The 16,418-nt window shown below is 60.8% G+C and carries 12 protein-coding genes; 9 read left to right on the top strand and 3 right to left on the bottom strand.

Annotated features, from left to right (window positions below; all coding sequences use genetic code 11):
- Window positions 1–46 precede the first annotated feature (46 nt).
- From AC0R79_RS13305 to AC0R79_RS13295, 3 genes are all read right to left on the bottom strand, one after another.
- The gene (locus tag AC0R79_RS13305) at window positions 47–2,251 is read right to left on the bottom strand and encodes a TonB-dependent receptor (RefSeq protein ID WP_474734789.1); all 2,205 of its coding nucleotides are present in this window, start codon (window positions 2,249–2,251) and stop codon (window positions 47–49) included.
- 160 nt (window positions 2,252–2,411) lie between these two features.
- Window positions 2,412–2,813, bottom strand: coding sequence for a ParB N-terminal domain-containing protein (locus AC0R79_RS13300; RefSeq protein ID WP_474734788.1), 402 nt, complete (start codon window positions 2,811–2,813; stop codon window positions 2,412–2,414).
- 15 nt (window positions 2,814–2,828) lie between these two features.
- Entirely contained in the window at window positions 2,829–3,716 is an 888-nt protein-coding gene (locus AC0R79_RS13295) for an HpcH/HpaI aldolase/citrate lyase family protein (RefSeq protein ID WP_207985915.1), read from the bottom strand.
- A gap of 587 nt (window positions 3,717–4,303) precedes the next feature.
- Here AC0R79_RS13295 and AC0R79_RS13290 point away from each other — a divergent pair.
- From AC0R79_RS13290 to AC0R79_RS13250, 9 genes are all read left to right on the top strand, one after another.
- Window positions 4,304–5,698 carry a Y4yA family PLP-dependent enzyme gene (locus AC0R79_RS13290; protein WP_474734786.1) on the top strand — a complete coding sequence of 465 codons (1,395 nt, stop codon included), beginning with the start codon at window positions 4,304–4,306 and terminating at the stop codon, window positions 5,696–5,698.
- Between the two features lie 14 nt (window positions 5,699–5,712).
- The gene (locus tag AC0R79_RS13285; RefSeq protein WP_127797822.1) at window positions 5,713–6,756 is read left to right on the top strand and encodes a PLP-dependent cysteine synthase family protein; all 1,044 of its coding nucleotides are present in this window, start codon (window positions 5,713–5,715) and stop codon (window positions 6,754–6,756) included.
- A 28-nt stretch (window positions 6,757–6,784) separates the two neighbouring features.
- Entirely contained in the window at window positions 6,785–7,933 is a 1,149-nt protein-coding gene (locus tag AC0R79_RS13280; protein ID WP_474734784.1) for an NAD/NADP octopine/nopaline dehydrogenase family protein, read from the top strand.
- Window positions 7,934–7,978: 45 nt separating this feature from the next.
- Entirely contained in the window at window positions 7,979–9,832 is a 1,854-nt protein-coding gene (locus AC0R79_RS13275; RefSeq protein WP_474734783.1) for an IucA/IucC family protein, read from the top strand.
- A 13-nt stretch (window positions 9,833–9,845) separates the two neighbouring features.
- Window positions 9,846–11,090, top strand: coding sequence for an MFS transporter (locus tag AC0R79_RS13270; protein WP_474734781.1), 1,245 nt, complete (start codon window positions 9,846–9,848; stop codon window positions 11,088–11,090).
- 14 nt (window positions 11,091–11,104) lie between these two features.
- On the top strand, window positions 11,105–12,289 hold the full coding sequence (locus AC0R79_RS13265; RefSeq protein WP_474734779.1) for an aminotransferase class V-fold PLP-dependent enzyme: 1,185 nt from the start codon (window positions 11,105–11,107) through the stop codon (window positions 12,287–12,289).
- A gap of 84 nt (window positions 12,290–12,373) precedes the next feature.
- A complete protein-coding gene (locus AC0R79_RS13260) occupies window positions 12,374–12,889 on the top strand; it encodes a sigma-70 family RNA polymerase sigma factor (protein ID WP_039771138.1) in 516 nt (171 codons plus the stop codon).
- Window positions 12,890–13,867: a FecR domain-containing protein gene (locus AC0R79_RS13255; protein ID WP_474734777.1), complete on the top strand. Its 978-nt coding sequence runs from the start codon at window positions 12,890–12,892 to the stop codon at window positions 13,865–13,867.
- A 93-nt stretch (window positions 13,868–13,960) separates the two neighbouring features.
- Window positions 13,961–16,375: a TonB-dependent siderophore receptor gene (locus AC0R79_RS13250; protein ID WP_474734775.1), complete on the top strand. Its 2,415-nt coding sequence runs from the start codon at window positions 13,961–13,963 to the stop codon at window positions 16,373–16,375.
- Window positions 16,376–16,418: the final 43 nt, after the last annotated feature.

The raw sequence follows: 16,418 nt of genomic DNA, 5'->3' as shown, positions 1-16,418 counted from the left end.
AGAAGAAGGCGCACTCGACTGTCCTGCCATCAAGTGCGCCCCCCGATCAGAAGTCGACGGTCGCCGACAACTGCAACGTGCGTGGATAGCCCGGGGAGAACGCGCCGTAGGACGCCACACCCGACCAGTACTCACGATCAAACACGTTCTGCACCGTGGCGCGGAACGTCGTCGGCCGACCTTCGATCTTGGTGGCGTAGCGAGCGCCGGCGTCGATGCGAGTCCAGGAAGGCAGCTCCTGAGTATTGGCCTGATTGACGTATTGGCTGTCGGTGTAGATCGCGCCGCCGGTCAGGGTGAAACCTTCGACCCACGGTGTATCCCACTCGGCCCAGAGGTTGGCCTGGACATCCGGCACGCCGACCGGTTTGTTGCCACGGTTGGCGGCGGTGGCCGAATCCGTCAGTTCGCCATCGAGCACGGTCACGCCGCCCATCAGGCGGGTGCCCGGCGCGACTTCACCGAACATGCTCAGTTCGACGCCACGGTTGCGTTGTTCGGCTTGCACCGAGAACACGTTGCCTGCGCCGATTTCGCCGCTCGGCTTCTCGATCTGGAACAGCGCCAGAGTCGTCATGAACGTACCGTGTTCGTACTTCACGCCGATTTCGTGCTGCTTGGACTTGTAGGGTGCGAAGGTTTCGCCGGAGTTCGCCGCCGTGCCCGGAGCGATGTCACCTTTGCTCAGGCCTTCGACGTAGTTGTAGTACAGCGAAACGTCGTCCCACGGTTTGACCACCACGCCCGCCAGCGGCGTCGTCGCGTTGTCGTCGTAACGCGAGCTCACCGAACCCGAGGCGTTGTAGTTACGCGACTCGATGTCCTGACGGCGCACGCCGAGGGTCAACTGAATCCGGTCATCGAGAAAGCCCAGGGTGTCGGTCAACGCGATGCCGGACAGTTCCGATTCGGAAATGCGCAGCACTTTCGGCGAGTTGATGTACTGCTTGGGCACGTCCACCGGGTGGTAGATGTTCGAGCGGATTTCCGTGCCGTTGTTGATGCCTCGGGACAATTCGTCCTGGTAACGGGTCGCCATGACCGTGGTGGTGTGGGTGACCGGGCCTGTGGCGAACAGCGCTCGCATCCCCACGTCCGCCGTTGAACGGTCGACGTTGAATTTGTAGTAGCCGGGAATGTTGCTGGTATCACCGGCTTCGTTGAGGATTCGCGGCACCTGGTCGGACATGCGTTTGACGTCAGAGCGACCGCCACCGGCGTGGGCGAACACCGTCAGGTTATCGTTGAGGTCATACTCGCCGCCGAGCAAGGCCGACTGCTCCTTGGTGTCCGACCAGCCCCAGTCCTGCGGCAGGTTGGTGCGGCCATTCGGCGCCGATGGAACCTCGACGCCCGGCGCGATGGTGAACGGGCGCGAGGCCGCATCGAAGCTCTCTTTCTGGCTGATGAAATCCAGGTTCAGGCGCAAGCGCTCGCCCTGGTAGTCGAGGGCGATGGCGCCGATGTTGAGATCCCTTTGCTGATCATCCACCGCAGTGTCGCCGCCCTGAAGGCTGCCGTTGAAACGCACGCCAAACTGGTTTTCGTCACCGAAACGCCGACTGATGTCCAGATGCCCGCCCACTTGCGAGTCCGAAGCGTAACTGCCGGTGAAGCGGGTCAGGTCTTCGGCCAGCGGGCGCTTGGGCACGATGTTGATCACACCGCCGACGCCGCTGTTGGGTGAAATCCCGTACATCAGTGCGCCCGGTCCTTTGAGCACTTCGACGCGCTCGGCGTATTCGGTGAACACCCGATAGTTGGGCGCGACGCCGTACACACCGTCGTAGGCCAGTTCGCCGAGGTTGCCCTCGCCTATCGCAAATCCACGGATGAAAAACGAATCGACGATCCCGCCGGTCTGCCCGGTGGAGCGTACCGAAGGGTCGCGTTCCAGCGCATCGGCCACGGTTACCGTTTGCAGATCCGCGAGGGTCTTGGCGGTGTAGCTGGTCACACTGAACGGCGTGTCCATCACGTCCTTGTTGCCCATCATCCCGAGCCGCGCACCACGGGCGACCTGGCCTCCGGCGAGGACTTCCGGCAATGCGGTCGCGCCGTTGTAACGGGCGTTGACGTTGGTGGTGTCCAGCGTCAGCCCTTCGGTGGCGACGGCGTCCTGTTGCTCGGGTTGCTTGGGGTCTGCTGCCCAGGCAGTGGCGCTTCCTGCGGCCAGAATGGAACTCAGCATCGCGGTGCGAATGGCCAGTGTGAGTGCGCGTTCACTGCAGGGTCGGCTTGCAACAGACATGACGATTGGGTCCTTCTCGAGTGGCTGAAAATGGTAATGACTCCTATTTGCCAGTCGACAATCGAAAAAGTATCAGCAGGATCGGATATTTTTTTGAGCGGATCGCCCGGAGGGGAAAACGCCGGAGGATGAGTTTGCGAAACCCACCCTCCGACGCGGGTCAGTCATACAGGCATTGCAACGGGATGGAGACCACCGGCAGCGCGGGGTCGAACGCGTGCCGGGTGGTCTTGTACGGGAACAGCTCGCCGCGCTCGATGGTGGTGAAAATCTGCGCCACCTCGAACGCCTGCCCGGTTTGCCAGTGCCGCACACGAACACGTGGGTCGGCGTAGTCGAGCTGGATGCACGGCACCCGTTTCAACCCCAGTGCCCGCGCTGCGTTGAACCGGTGATTGCCGTCCATCACGATGCCTCGGGAGCGCTCGACGATGATCGGTTCGAGCCAGTGCCCGGCCTGGATGATCGCCTCGCGCAGGCGCTGCACGTTAAGCGGATCGACCTGCTCGGATTGCCGCACGTCGCACAGTGGCCGCAGGGCAATCTGGTAACCATGTCCCATGATTCGTCCCCCGTTTCAGCAGGCATCCGCGTTGGCGACCAGCGCGTACTGGCTGGCCATGTCCCGCAAACGCTGGGCCTGCTCGATGAGCGGCAGATCGACCATTTCGCCGTCGACTTGCACCGCATGACTGCCCCCCGCCACCGCGTTCAGGACCCGGTCCGCCCACGCCAGTTGGCGGGCATTGGGCAGGAAGGCTTTCTGCACCGTGGCGATTTGCGAAGGATGGATACACAGCTTGGCGCCGAACCCAAGCGACCTTGCGTAACGCGAGTCGCGCTCGACCACCGCCATGTCGCTGATGGCCGGGGTCACCCCATCGATCGGCGCCGGCAAACCGGCCACCCGCGAAGCCAGCACGATGCGATTGCGGGCGAACAGAAACGCCTCGGGAATCTGGCTGCAATCGATGTCCAGGGAGAAATCCAGCGAGCCGAATGCCAGCCGCGCCAACCCGGGAATCGCAGCAATCGCCTCGACCTGATGCAGGCCCTTGGCGGTCTCGATGATGGCGACGATTTGCAACTCGGGGTTCCATGCCAGCAGGCGCTCGACCACACGCGACAGGCTCTCCGGGCATTCGGCCTTGGGCAGGAAAATCCCCGCGCAGCGCTCGGGGTAGCGCATGTCGCCCAGCCACGTCATGTCCTGGCGAAACAGCGAGCTGCCGACGCTGTTCAGCCGGATGTAACGCTGGCAGGCGGTTTCGGGCGTGCTCTGCTGCCAGGCCCAGATCGATGCCCGGGCCACGGCTTTGCTGTTCGGATGAACGGCGTCTTCGAGGTCGAGAATGATCGCGTCCGGCCCGGCTTCGACCGCTTTGGAGAAACGCTCCGGACGGTTGCCGGGAACGAACAGGTAGCTGATGGGAAGCGTGGCGTTGGTGCTGTGACGAACAGTCATCGGGACTCTCCTGAGCGTGCTTCAGTCGTGGGTTTTCAAAAAAATTCGAACACCTGTTACAGGGGAAAAACCGGGTTGATTCCAGGCGTATTGAATCAACCGTCAACACCTTGAATAACAAGGTGTTAAGGGATTTTTTAATCAATACACGAGCGCTTACTTGAGCAGGCGAACAAACGGCTTCGCACTCCCCTGTTGTGTGTGTTCATTCAAAAATATTTGAAAACCTTACTTGATAATCGTTCCTGTTCGCAATATTGTTCGAGCCGCTGACAGGGTCGAGACTCAAATCAAGACCTGCGATTTTGTTCACGGAAAGTTCGGCGCAATGATGTCACTTACATGTCAGGTAATGGCACTTCAAAAGCGACAAGGCCACATTTTATTGGCCTTCTCCTTGCCTGCCTGAGCCTTAAGGAGTGGGGTACTCATGAAACAGATTTGTGAAAATTTTATGAAAGAACATGCCCCTTGTTTAATTCCAGAGCGGATCTGTCATCCGCCTCCACCTCTTTAAAAATTCGTATCTGACGAGCAGCAAAAACACGCAACATACATATGGCGATTATTTACGCCAGAGGTTTTCTATGCCTGAATTAATTGCGCCGCCCATTAAAGAAACAACTGTAGCTCAGTACACAAAAGTGCTGAAACCGTTACTTGACCCTGTTATCGAAAACTTTCTTCAACATTCACCGGGGAAACTTGTTGAGCTTGTTAAACAACATGGATCGCCGCTGAATCTGGTGTGGCCACATGCCTTTGAGGCCAACGCCCAGGCGCTGCAATCGGTGCTGAAAAAGCACGACGTTGACTACGCGATTTTTTACGGTGCCAAAGCCAACAAGTCCCAATGCCTACTGGTTGCGGCTGCGTCTTCGGGCATCGGCACTGACGTATCGAGCCTGTTTGAGCTGCAAGCCGCGCTGCGCGCCGGGACCAAAGCGGAACATTTGTGCGCAACCGGGCCGGCCAAAACGACCGCGTTTCATCAAGCACTGGTACAAGGCGGTTCGCTGATTTGTGTGGATTCACGGGAAGAGTTCAGCCAGCTCAAAGCACTGCTCAACAAATCTCCACCATCGGCCAAAGCCCGAGTCCTGCTGCGTTACAGGCCGACAAGTTGCCCGACTAGCCGTTTCGGCATGGGCGCCGATGACGTGTTTCAGTGCCTGCAATGGTTGACTGAATCTAGTGAGTCGTTGCGCTTCGAAGGTTTCCATTTCCACCTCGGCGGTTACGGCTACGAAACCCGGGTGCAGGCTTTCCGCGAAGTGACCGGGTTCATCGATGCAGCCAGGGAGATGGGGCTCGACCCGGTCATGATCGACATCGGTGGTGGCCTGCCGATGCGCTATGTCGACCCGCAGGAGTACGACAGCTTTTTGCAGAACGACAACAACCCTGGTCATTATCAGAATCGTCGAGAGCCCAACTCTTTCTATCCCTATGGCAGCAGTCTGACGGCTTGTCAGTGGCTGGACTTATTCCTTGAGTCGGAGCATTCCCCGGGAAAAACCATTGCCGGTTACTTGAAGAGCCAGAATATAAAACTGGCACTTGAGCCCGGTCGAAGTCTGGTGGATCAAGCAGCCATTACTGTCTTTCGCGTGACCCGTACCAAACAACTGGCCGATAACAAAGTTGTGATCTTTGCCGAAGGCAGCAGTTTCAGCGCGTGCGAAACCTGGTTCGCGTCTGAATACCTTGTCGATCCAATCCTGATCACCTCAAAGGAATCAAGACAAGTTCCGATGCAAGCCTATATCGCCGGTCATAGTTGCCTGGACGATGATGTGATCACTCATCGACTGATCCACTTCGAAACAACACCACAAACCGGCGATTTATTGATCTACGCCAACACCGCCGGTTATCAGATGGACTTGCTGGAAAACGAATTTCATCGCCACCCGTTGCCACGGCGACTGACGGCGACTTGTTGTACGGAAGGTAACTACGCATTCACACCTGACTATTAAGGGAAGACGTCCAGATGATACTGAATAAAGTTTCGGATCTTATTGGCAATACACCAATGTTGGGCATCGATGTTCCGGATACCAACGCCCGACTCTTGCTCAAGATAGAGAAGAACAATCCCGGCGGCAGTATTAAAGACCGTATGGCGCGCAACATGGTATTGGCGGCGCTCAAGTCCGGAAAGTTGAAACCCGGTGGCGTGGTCGTGGAATCGTCCTCCGGCAATACCGGCATCGGCCTGGCGATGGCAGCCGTCGAGTTTGACCTGCATTTCATTGCGGTGGTCGACCACCATGCGGCGCAGGACAAGATTGCGGTGATGAAGGCCCTGGGCGCCGAGATCCGTTTTGTCGCCGGCACTTACCGGGAAGACGAAGTGGCCGTGGTCGAACGTCAACGGCTGGCCGCCGAACTGGCCTCGCAGATCCCCGGCGCGGTGTTCATGAACCAGTCCGACAACGCGGCCAACGCCGGCGGCTACAGCGATTTCGTCCGTGAAACCATCGCCCAGGCCGGTGGCCACATCGGCGCCTATGTCGGTTGCGTCGGCACCGGCGGCTCGATGACCGGCATCGCCCGCGGCCTGAAACTGCACAACCCGGACATCGTCACCGTCGCCGTCGAACCGGCCGGTTCCATCGTCTTCGGCCATCCCGGATATCCGTATTACCAGTCGGGAACCGGCACCCCGGCCGGCGACACTGTCGGCCTGGTGCTCGACTACAGCTGCATCGACCTGGGCTTGCAAGTCACCGACTCTCAGGCCTTCGAAACCGCCCGCTACATCGCACGCAATCTGGCGCTGCTGGTCGGCGGTTCGACCGGCGGAGCGATCTTCAAGGCGCTGGAGCTGATCCACAAAGGCACGCTGACCGGCAACGTTGTGGTGCCGATTGCCGACGGCGGCGAGAAGTACCTGCACACCGTGTTCGATGACAAATGGCTGGAAGAACGCGACCTGCTGGACCCGGGCGTCGCACCGCAACTGGATCGCTGGCTGGGCAAGACCCGCTGGCTGGAATCCGACGCCACTCCCCTGCAATTGAGCGTCGCCTGACGCGTCTCCCACACAGGAAAGTCTCTGTATGAAACCGCTGAAAGTCGCCATCTGCGGCGCAGGCCGGACCGGGCATCTGAATGCCATTCTGTTTAAACAGCTGCCCAATGTTCAGGTTTCGATGCTCACCAACAATCAAGAGGTGATCGACCGTCACCTCGCCAACTCGCCAATGCAAGCGCTGATGCCGGACAGCTCGACGCTGAGCGCACGACCGGATCAGGTCAGCACCGATGCCAGCGTCGTGGTTGCCGACGCCGACATCGTGATCATCACCGTACCAGCCCATGCACGACCGCAAACCCTGCAAGCCATCGCGCCGCATTTGAGTTCGAGCAAACCGGTGTACGTCGGCGCGATCCCGGGTTTCTGCGGCTTCGACTGGCTGGCCGAAGCTTCGCTGGGCGAGCGCTCGAACGTGGTGATCTGGGGCATGAAGGATGTGCCGCACACCGCGTTCGATCTTAAGCCGGGTGTGTCGGTCAAGATGGGCGGCGGCAAGAGCCAGTTGTATGTCGCGTTGCACGACCGGGAATCAGCGCAATCACGGCAACACCTGGAACAAATCCTCACCACGCTGTACGGCCCCTGCGTGACGATGCTCGACCACTATCTGGAAATCACCCTGACACCGGGCAACCCGATCATGCACAGCTCGGTGATCTACGGCTTGATCGGCCCTTACGGCCAGTGGCACCGCAAGATCTTCCCGCAACGCATGTGCTGGTGGACCGAGTGCCCCGAACTGGGCGCCTATTTTCTGGAGCGCATGGATCAGGAAAGCCAGGAGCTGTGCAGCGTGATCAGCCAGCGCATGGGCATCGACCTGTCGTCAGTCAAATCCCTCAAGCAGGAAATCGTCGAGGCCTACGGCGAGCAGATCCGCGATCAGAGCAGCATGCTGTCGATCCTGCGCACCAACCAGGCCTACAACGACATCCTCGCCCCGATGATTCCGGCCGACGACAACCGCGCCGGCTATGTGATCGAGCGCGAAAGCCGCGCCTTCAACGAAGACGTGGCCTACGGCTTGGTGCTGCTGGTGGAAATGGCGCGGCGCTTCGAATTGAAAGTTCCCTACATAGAAGAAGTCCTGCAATGGAGCGTTTCCTATATGCAGGGCCTGCGCGACTCGGCGCTCGACTACTTCCCCCGCCAATGGCCGCGCACAGCATGAGCGGGTTCAACTTTTCATTAATTTCTCGACGAGCAGATAGCTGATATGGATGACTTCAAGACACTCATCGCCTACTCCCGCAAAAATGCCATGCGACGGATGATCCGTTGCCTGTTTGCCGAAAACATTCTGGATCGCTCGGGGCTGCGCTTCTCCGAGGCCGGCAACGAGGCCTCGTACGCGCTGAAAGACGGCCGTTCCCAGGTGTTCTTTTCCAACATCGCCAAGGGCCCGGCGGACACCGTGGTCAATGACGGCGACGTGATTCTGATGACCGATGAAGGCGTACGCCAGGTGATCTACACCCATCAGGACCTGCTGGATGTACTGCGCGACAGCTTCGATTTCGAGCCGACCGATGAAGGCATCGCCGGGCTCAAGTCGGACATGGAAAACAGCCTGATGAACGACGCCCACGCCCGTCAGCATCGCCAGCAATGGAACGCACGACTGGCCAACGCCGCCCGGGAACAGGGCCTCGACAGCCTGACCGACTATCTGCGCAAGCACGCCAGCACCAAGGACGCTGCGATCCTTCTCGACCAGTGGGGCTCGTTGGAAGGTCACCCCTACTATCCGACCTGGAAAGCCCGCCCGGGCCTCAGCGATGAGGAAGTCGAGCAACTGTCGCCGGAATTCAACGCCCAGGTGCCACTGCGCATTGCCGCGCTGCGGGCCGACATGGCGAAAAGCGAAAGCATGCCCCACGTCACCGATTACCGCAGCTGGTTTGCTGGCAACTTCCCGACTCAATGGGAGCAATGGAAGGCGTCGCTGAACGACAAGGGTCTCGACGAATCCCAGTGGTTGCCGCTGCCGATTCACGCGTGGCATTTGCAGGCCTACGTCCTGAAAAACTTCGCGGCGGAAATCGCTGAAGGCATCCTGATCACCGACGGCCCGGACATCCAGACCCTGCCGACCATGTCGTACCGCACGATGATGCCGGTGCTCAAGGAGAGCGCGCCGCTGATCAAGTTACCGATTGCCGTGTGGATGACCAGCGAGCTGCGCAGCCTGCAAGCCAAGTCGATTCATATGGGGCCGCGCATCAGCACCGTCATCACGAAGATCCTCGAGGTCGAAAACGGTTTCGGGCAGCGCCTGGAAATCTTCCCGGAAGAAATCGGCGTGCGCTACAAGAACGCGATCACTCAGGACGACCACCCCGGCCGGCATCTGTCGGTGGTGTTCCGCGCCAGCCAGCAAGCGTTCGAGCGCAGCGACGAGTGTTTGCCGATCACCGTGGCGTCACTGTTCACTCGCTTGCCGGGCAGTGGCCGACCGTTGTTCACCGAGCTGATCGAGCGCGACGGCGTTCGAGCCAATGCTGCGCAGGTGGAAGACTGGTTCCGTCAGTACGCCAAAGTGGTCACCCATCCGGTGGTGGCGATCTACCTGATGTACGGGATCGGGCTTGAGGCGCATCAGCAGAACACGATGGTGCTGTTTTCCCCGGATGGCAAAGCACGTAGTCTGCTGATCCGCGATTTCGGCGACGGCAGGACCTACGCTCCATTGCTGGAGGGGCGCGGCTACACCCTGCAACCGCACGTGCAGCCAGGCATTCTGCCGACGGTGTTCGAGGGCGATATCGAGCCGGTGCGCATGTTCGTGCTCGACGCGGCGTTCCTCACGCACCTGCATGAAATGGCCCTGTGGCTGACCAAGGAGTACGCGCTGGACAACAACCGGATGTGGGACATTCTGCGTGAAGAAACCGAGCAGGCGTTCGCGGCGGTGCGCGAGCGTGTCGCGCCGGATCTGTGGGAAGTCGAACGCAAGGCCTTCCTCAATGATCCGTGGCCGACCCGTTCGTTGCTGCGCATGCACATGATGCAGTACTCCAACTACCGGATTCAGCACACGCTGACCAACCCGCTCAATGTCGTTCAATAACCGAGGCTGACTCATGACCCAAGCAGGTGCCATCGCGGGTTCGCGCGTAAGAGTCCTGATTTATCTTCTGTTCGCGATCCAGCTCATTTCGATGGGCGCGATGGAAATGAGCGGGCCGTTCTGGCCTGTCCACCTGCGCGGGCTGACTTCGTCTGACTCGCTATTCAGTTTCGCCAGCATCGCCGTGTACGTCGGGCCGATGCTGGGCATTATTCTGACCAGTGCATTCTGGGGCCGTATCGGTGACCGCTACGGCCACAAGTTGATGATGATCCGCGCCCTCGCCGGCCTGTCATTGACCCAGCTTGGGCTGGCCCTGTGCAGTGACATCTGGGTGATCCTGATCCTGCGCTTCCTGCAAGGCGCCTTCGCCGGCTACATCGCCCCGGCCCAGGCTTATGGCGTGAGTATTGAGGCGCCTTCGCGGCGGGCGCGACTGTTCGCGATCCTGCAGATTTCCACCAACGTCGGCTCGTTACTCGGTGCAGTGGTTGGCGGGCTGATCCTCGATTACGCGACGTTCTTCTGGATCAACATGATCGCGGCGGTGCTGTGTGCCATCTGCACCGTGGTCGCGGCCGTCACGTTGCCGGACGTACCGCCGGTGAAGAAAGCACCGGTCGCCGACAACACCGCCCCGGCCAGCCACACCGCCAGTGTCTGGCAAGGCACGCCGCTGCTGTCGCTGCTCGGCGTCATGGGCATTTTGCTGCTGGCACGGATGCTGCCGCAGACATCGTTCTCGCTGTATGTCAGCTCAGTGTTCGAGGTCAGCAACTCGGTGGTCGGCCTGTGTTATGGCTTGCTGGCATTGGGTTTCATTCTGTCGGCAACCGCGTGGTCGCGTTACTTCGAGCACCGTTCCCAGCAGGACACCTTGCAACGCATCACTTATGTCGTGATCGGCTGCATCGCACTCACGGCACTCGCCGGCGTCACCCGCAACCCGATCGTATTCGTCGGGGCCTACTTCATCTGGGGCGTATTGCTCGGCGCTACGACGCCGGTGTTGATGGCGCTGATCTCCAAAACCGCCGACAGCTCGCGCCAGGGCTATGTGCTGGGCATCGCCCAAAGCATCGCACAGTTCGCGTCCATCGCCGGGATCTCGGCCGGTGGTCTGCTCAGCCAGGTCTATGGTTTGCAGTACACCTACCTGTTCGTATGCCTCGCCTACATCCTCGCGCTGATTCCCATCGTTGCGTTGCGCTACCGGCCGATGGTCATGCAACCGAGCCAGATCCCGCCGGGCGACTGATCAAGGAGTCTGCTTTGAACATTGAACAACTGCGCGCCGACACCCCGGGTGTCGAGCAACTGATCCACTTCAACAATGCCGGTGCGGCGCTGATGCCCGATCCGGTGATCGACGTGATGACCCGTCACCTGCAACTTGAGGCGCGGATCGGCGGTTATGAAGCCGCCGGCCAACAGGCTCAGGAAGTGGAGGACGTTTACGACGCCCTCGGCCAACTGATCAACGCGCGGCCCGAAGAGATCGCGGTGATCGAAAACGCGACCCGCGCCTGGGATATGGCCTTCTACTCATTGCCGCTGCGGCCCGGCGATGTGGTGCTGACGTCGACCACCGAATACGCCGGCAACTACATTCCTTACCTGCAACTCAAGCAGCAGCGCGGGATCGAGATCAGGGTCATTCCCAATGATGAACAGGGCCAGGTGTCATTGCCGGCGCTGCGGGACATGCTTGAGGATGACCGGGTTGCCCTGGTGTCGCTGCCGGTGATTGCCACCAACGGCGGCCCGGTGCAGCCCATCGAGCAGATCGGCGCCCTCGCCCGCGCGGCCGGGGTTCTGTTTCTGCTGGATGCCTGTCAGGGCGTCGGACAGATGCCGATCGATGTGCAAAAAATCGGCTGTCATATGCTGGCGGCCACCAGCCGAAAATACCTTCGCGGCCCTCGGGGCATGGGGTTTCTCTATGTCGAAAAGACTTTGTGCGAAAGCCTCGAACCGGCGTTTCTCGACCTGCATGCGGCTGCATTACTGACCCCGGACACCTTCAGGATTCGCGGCGATGCCCGGCGCTTCGAAAACTGGGAATGCAACGTCGCGGCGAAACTGGGCATGGGCGCGGCGGCCCGTTACGCACTGGCGCAAGGCATCGAACCGATGTGGCAGCGCATTCAACGATTGTCGGCACACCTGCGCAATCGTCTGGCTGACGTGCCGGGTGTTACGTCGCAGGATCGGGGGGCGGTCAAGTCAGGCATCGTCACCTTTACCTGCCAGGACGCCAGCGCGGCGCAAGTCCAGGCGTGGCTGGCGAAGCAGGAAAAACGCATCAACGTCACCACCTCGACCTTCCGTTCGACGATGCTCGACATGCAGCAACGGGACCTGCTGGAGGTCAGCCGCGCATCGCTGCACGCCTACAACACCGAGGCTGAAATTGATGCCATGGTAAACACGTTGTTGAGAATGCCCCGCGCCTGAAAACGGATGCTGATTCGCGCTTGCGTCGCGGGCTCTTTGTAAACTAGCATTGGGAATACTTCTCAATTGCAAAACACTGCAGCCATGAGCGAAACCCTTCCCGCGAACAACGACAACCATCTGCGCGTGATCGAAGCGCTGTACAGCGGCCATCACGGCTGGCTGTACGCCACGCTGAAGAAAAAACTGGGTAACGCCATGGATGCGGCGGATCTGGCGCAGGATACCTTCACCCGGATCCTCGCCTCCCAGGTCACGACCATCGAGCAGCCCCGGGCGTACCTGAGTTGCGTGGCGAAGGGCATCCTCATCAACTGGTATCAGCGCAAGGCACTGGAACGCGCCTACCTCGATGCCCTCGCGCATTTGCCGGCGCCGGAAGTGCCCTCCCCCGAGTTGCGCTTCGTGGTGCTGGAAACCCTGCACGAAATCGACGCGATGCTCGACACCCTGCCGCCGCTGGTCAAACGTGCGTTCCTGCTGTCGCAGATCGGCGGCTTGAAATACGCCGACATTGCCGAGCAGCTGGACGTCTCGCTGATCACCGTCAAGCGCTACATGAAACAGGCTTTCGTGCAGTGCCTGATGCTGGTGGAATGAATGCTCACGCGCCGCAGTGAACCGCCGCTCGATCCGAAAATCCTCGAAGAAGCCGCCGAGTGGCTGATGCGCCTGAGTGAAAACGACCTCAGCGAAACCGAGCGTGCAGAGTGGGAATACTGGAAAGTCAGCAGCCCCGAGCGCAACCGGGCGTGGGCCCGAGCGCAGTTGCTGCAAAGCAAGTTCGGCGGCCTGCCGCCGTCGCTGGCGATGTCGGCGCTGGATCGCCCGAGCAACCCGGAACGTCGCGCAGCCCTCGGCAAACTGGCCTTGCTGCTGGCAGCGGTGCCCGCCGGCTGGGGCAGTTGGAAACTCGCGCAATCGCAGCAATGGTCCGCCGATTACCACACAGCCGTCGGCCAGCGCCGCGAACTGACCTTGGCCGACGGCTCGCAAATCACCCTGAACACCGACACGGCCATCGACGTCCTGTTCGACACCCGGCAGCGGCTGATCCATTTACGCGAAGGCGAAATCCTGGTGCAGACCGCGCCGGACAACGCCGCGCAACCTCGACCTTTTCTGGTCAGCACCCGTCAGGGCCGGATGCAGGCGCTGGGCACGCGATTCACCGTTCGTGAATGGCAACCGCGCACCCAACTCGCAGTGCTTGAAGGCGCTGTGCGGGTCGAGCTGGCCGACAGTCCTCAAAGCGCGCCGATCATCGTCAACGCCGGGCAACGTACCGACTTTTCATCTCAAGCCTTTGGCGAAATGAACCCGACCGACCGCAACGTCGGTGCCTGGACTCAAGGCATGTTGATGGCCGACAAGATGCGGCTGGCGGATTTCGTCGTCGAACTGGCGCGCTATCGCCGAGGCTTTGTGCGCTGCGACCCGGCCATTGCCGATTTGCGCATTTCCGGAGCCTTTCCCATCAGCGATACCCAACGCTCGCTGAACATGCTGGCGCAAACCTATCCCGTGCTCGTTTCCGGGCACTTGAGTGGTTACTGGGTGACGCTCTCACCCGCCTGAGCAAAAAAATCACCGCACGGGTGATACTTTTTTTGATCTCGGCTGGCAATGAAAGGAACAACCATTCCACCTCGTCCATAGGGTCACCCCTTCATGCTCGTTGCACGACCCTTGTTTGCGGATCGTCTGCTAAAGCCCGTTATGCGCAGTGTGCTGCTCAGCGTTGTACTGGGCCTGGGCAGCAGCGCGCTCGCCGAGGCAGCCGGGCCGACGCAGCTGGACGCGGTCACTGTTCGAGCCTACAACATCGCGCCCGGCCCGCTGGGCGTGACCCTGTCGAGCTTTGCCGTGGACGCCGGGATTGCCCTGTCGTTTCAGCCGTCGGTCACCGAAGGCCTCGTCAGCCCGGGATTGTCCGGCAACTACTCGGTGCAGGAAGCGGTGTCCCGACTGCTCGAAGGCAGTGGTCTGGAGATGGTCGCCCGCAGCGACGGAACGTGGACGCTGGTGGTGCGCCGGGTCACGTTGTCGGACACCACGGTCGAAGGCATCGATAAGCGCGCCGACAGCTTGCCGCCGGTGCTGGCGGGCGGTCAGGTCGCGCGCGGCGGACGCCTCGGCATTCTGGGCAACCGCGATGCGATGGACGCGCCGTTCAGCGTCAGCAACTACACCTCGACGCTGATCAAGGACCAGCAGGCTGTCACGGTCGGCGACTTGCTGGAACGCGACTCTTCGGTGCGCTCCACCGGGCAGACAGGCGGGATTGTCGACTCGTTCTTCATCCGGGGTTTTCCGGTCGGCGAAGGCAATCTCGGCGAACTGGCCTTCGACGGCGTGTACGGCGTGGCTTCCAACTACCGGGTGTTCACCGAATACGCCGAACGGATCGAACTGGTCAAAGGCCCCGGCGCTTTGCTCTACGGCATGTCGCCCAACAGCGGCGTCGGCGGCGTGATCAACGTGGTGCCCAAGCGTTCGCTGGACGAAGACCTGACCCGCTTCACCACCAGTTACGCCTTGAATACCCAGCTCGGCGGGCACCTCGATGTCAGCCGACGCTTTGGTGAAGAACGCCGCTTCGGGGTGCGAGTCAATGGCAGCGTCCAGCAAGGCGATACCGCCATCGACAAGCAATCCCGAGAGGTCGGCATCGGCGCAATTTCCCTCGATTATCAGGGCGAACGCCTGCGCACCACCCTGGACCTGATCAATCAGAAAGAAAGTTTCGACGCCGCATCCCGCCCCTTTCTGATTGCCTCTGGCGTGGAGATTCCATCCGCAGCCAACGGCCGCACCAGCGTCAGCCAGGAATGGGGCTGGTCGGAAACCCGCGACAAATCGGCGTTGCTCGGCGGCGAGTACGACCTCAACGACAACCTGACCGTGTTCGCCCACGCGGGTGGAGGAAAGTCGGATGTCGCGCGCATGTCCGACCAGACCCCGACCATCATCAACGAAGCGGGCGACACCTCGTCGATTCCCGGCTATTACAAGTTCGAAGTCCAGCGTTACACCGTCGATGCCGGTGCGCGCCTGCGTTTCGACACCGGGCCGATCAGCCACAGCACCGCGCTGCAAGTCACCCGCTACCGCGATCATTTGTCCCGGGGGATTATTTCCGGCCCGGCGATCCTGTCGAACGTCTATCACCCGATCGACCGCCCCAAACCCGCGATCGCCAAACCGGATACACCGAAGGTTTCCGAAAGCGAACTGTCGGGTGTGGCCCTCGCCGACACCCTGTCGGTGCTCGACGAACGCCTGCAAGTCACCCTCGGTGTGCGCCAGCAGAACATCAAGTCGGATAACTACAACGCGGCCGGTTTCGTCACCACGTCCTACGACAAAAGCCAATCCACCCCGCTGTTCGGGGTCGTCGCCAAGCCCTGGGACCATGTCTCGTTCTACTACAACTACGTCGAAGGCCTGAGCAAGGGTGACATCGCGCCGTCCGCCGCCGCCAACGCGGGCGAGATTTTTTCCCCTTACGTGTCCCGCCAGCAGGAAGTCGGAGTCAAGCTCGACTACGGCCGTTTCATGTCCACCATCGCCCTGTTTCAGCTGGAAAAGCCCAGCGGTGAACTGACATCCGGGGTGTTCTCGGTCAATGGCGAACAGCGCAACCGTGGCGTGGAACTGAACATGGCGGGCGAGATTGCAACAGGCACGCGCCTGATCGGTGGCGTGACGCTGCTCGACGGCGAACTGACCCGCACCGGCGTCGCCGCCAACCGTGGCAACAAACCGGTCGGGGTTCCCGAGGTGCAAGCCAACCTCTGGGCCGAGTGGGACGTCCCGCAGGTCGAAGGCCTGACGTTGACCAGCGGCGCGATCTACACCGGCAGCCAGTACGTCAATCAGGCCAACACCCAACAACTGGACGCCTGGACCCGCTTCGATGTGGGCGCCCGCTACGCCACGCGCATCGCCGAACGACCGACCACTTTCCGGGCCACCGTGCAGAACGTGTTCGACCGTGAATACTGGTCCGGCGTCGCCTCCTACGGCGCGTTCTCCCAGGGCGCGCCTCGTACCTTGTTGCTCTCGGCCACTGTCGATTTCTGAAACGTCCGGCCCGGTGCGGCGCCTGGCGTCGTGGTCCGATCCG

Source organism: Pseudomonas sp. HD57-3 (assembly GCF_056113135.1).
This window is presented reverse-complemented; position numbering and strand designations above follow the sequence as displayed.

Excerpts from the sequence above, each read along its gene's own strand:
- AC0R79_RS13250 (WP_474734775.1), top strand. The coding sequence starts at position 13,961 with ATGCTCGTTGCACGACCCTTGTTTGCGGATCGTCTGCTAAAGCCCGTT.
- AC0R79_RS13280 (WP_474734784.1), top strand. The coding sequence starts at position 6,785 with ATGAAACCGCTGAAAGTCGCCATCTGCGGCGCAGGCCGGACCGGGCAT.
- AC0R79_RS13300 (WP_474734788.1), bottom strand. The coding sequence starts at position 2,813 with ATGGGACATGGTTACCAGATTGCCCTGCGGCCACTGTGCGACGTGCGG.
- AC0R79_RS13260 (WP_039771138.1), top strand. The coding sequence starts at position 12,374 with ATGAGCGAAACCCTTCCCGCGAACAACGACAACCATCTGCGCGTGATC.
- AC0R79_RS13305 (WP_474734789.1), bottom strand. The coding sequence starts at position 2,251 with ATGTCTGTTGCAAGCCGACCCTGCAGTGAACGCGCACTCACACTGGCC.
- AC0R79_RS13275 (WP_474734783.1), top strand. The coding sequence starts at position 7,979 with ATGGATGACTTCAAGACACTCATCGCCTACTCCCGCAAAAATGCCATG.
- AC0R79_RS13285 (WP_127797822.1), top strand. The coding sequence starts at position 5,713 with ATGATACTGAATAAAGTTTCGGATCTTATTGGCAATACACCAATGTTG.
- AC0R79_RS13270 (WP_474734781.1), top strand. The coding sequence starts at position 9,846 with ATGACCCAAGCAGGTGCCATCGCGGGTTCGCGCGTAAGAGTCCTGATT.
- AC0R79_RS13290 (WP_474734786.1), top strand. The coding sequence starts at position 4,304 with ATGCCTGAATTAATTGCGCCGCCCATTAAAGAAACAACTGTAGCTCAG.
- AC0R79_RS13255 (WP_474734777.1), top strand. The coding sequence starts at position 12,890 with ATGCTCACGCGCCGCAGTGAACCGCCGCTCGATCCGAAAATCCTCGAA.
- AC0R79_RS13295 (WP_207985915.1), bottom strand. The coding sequence starts at position 3,716 with ATGACTGTTCGTCACAGCACCAACGCCACGCTTCCCATCAGCTACCTG.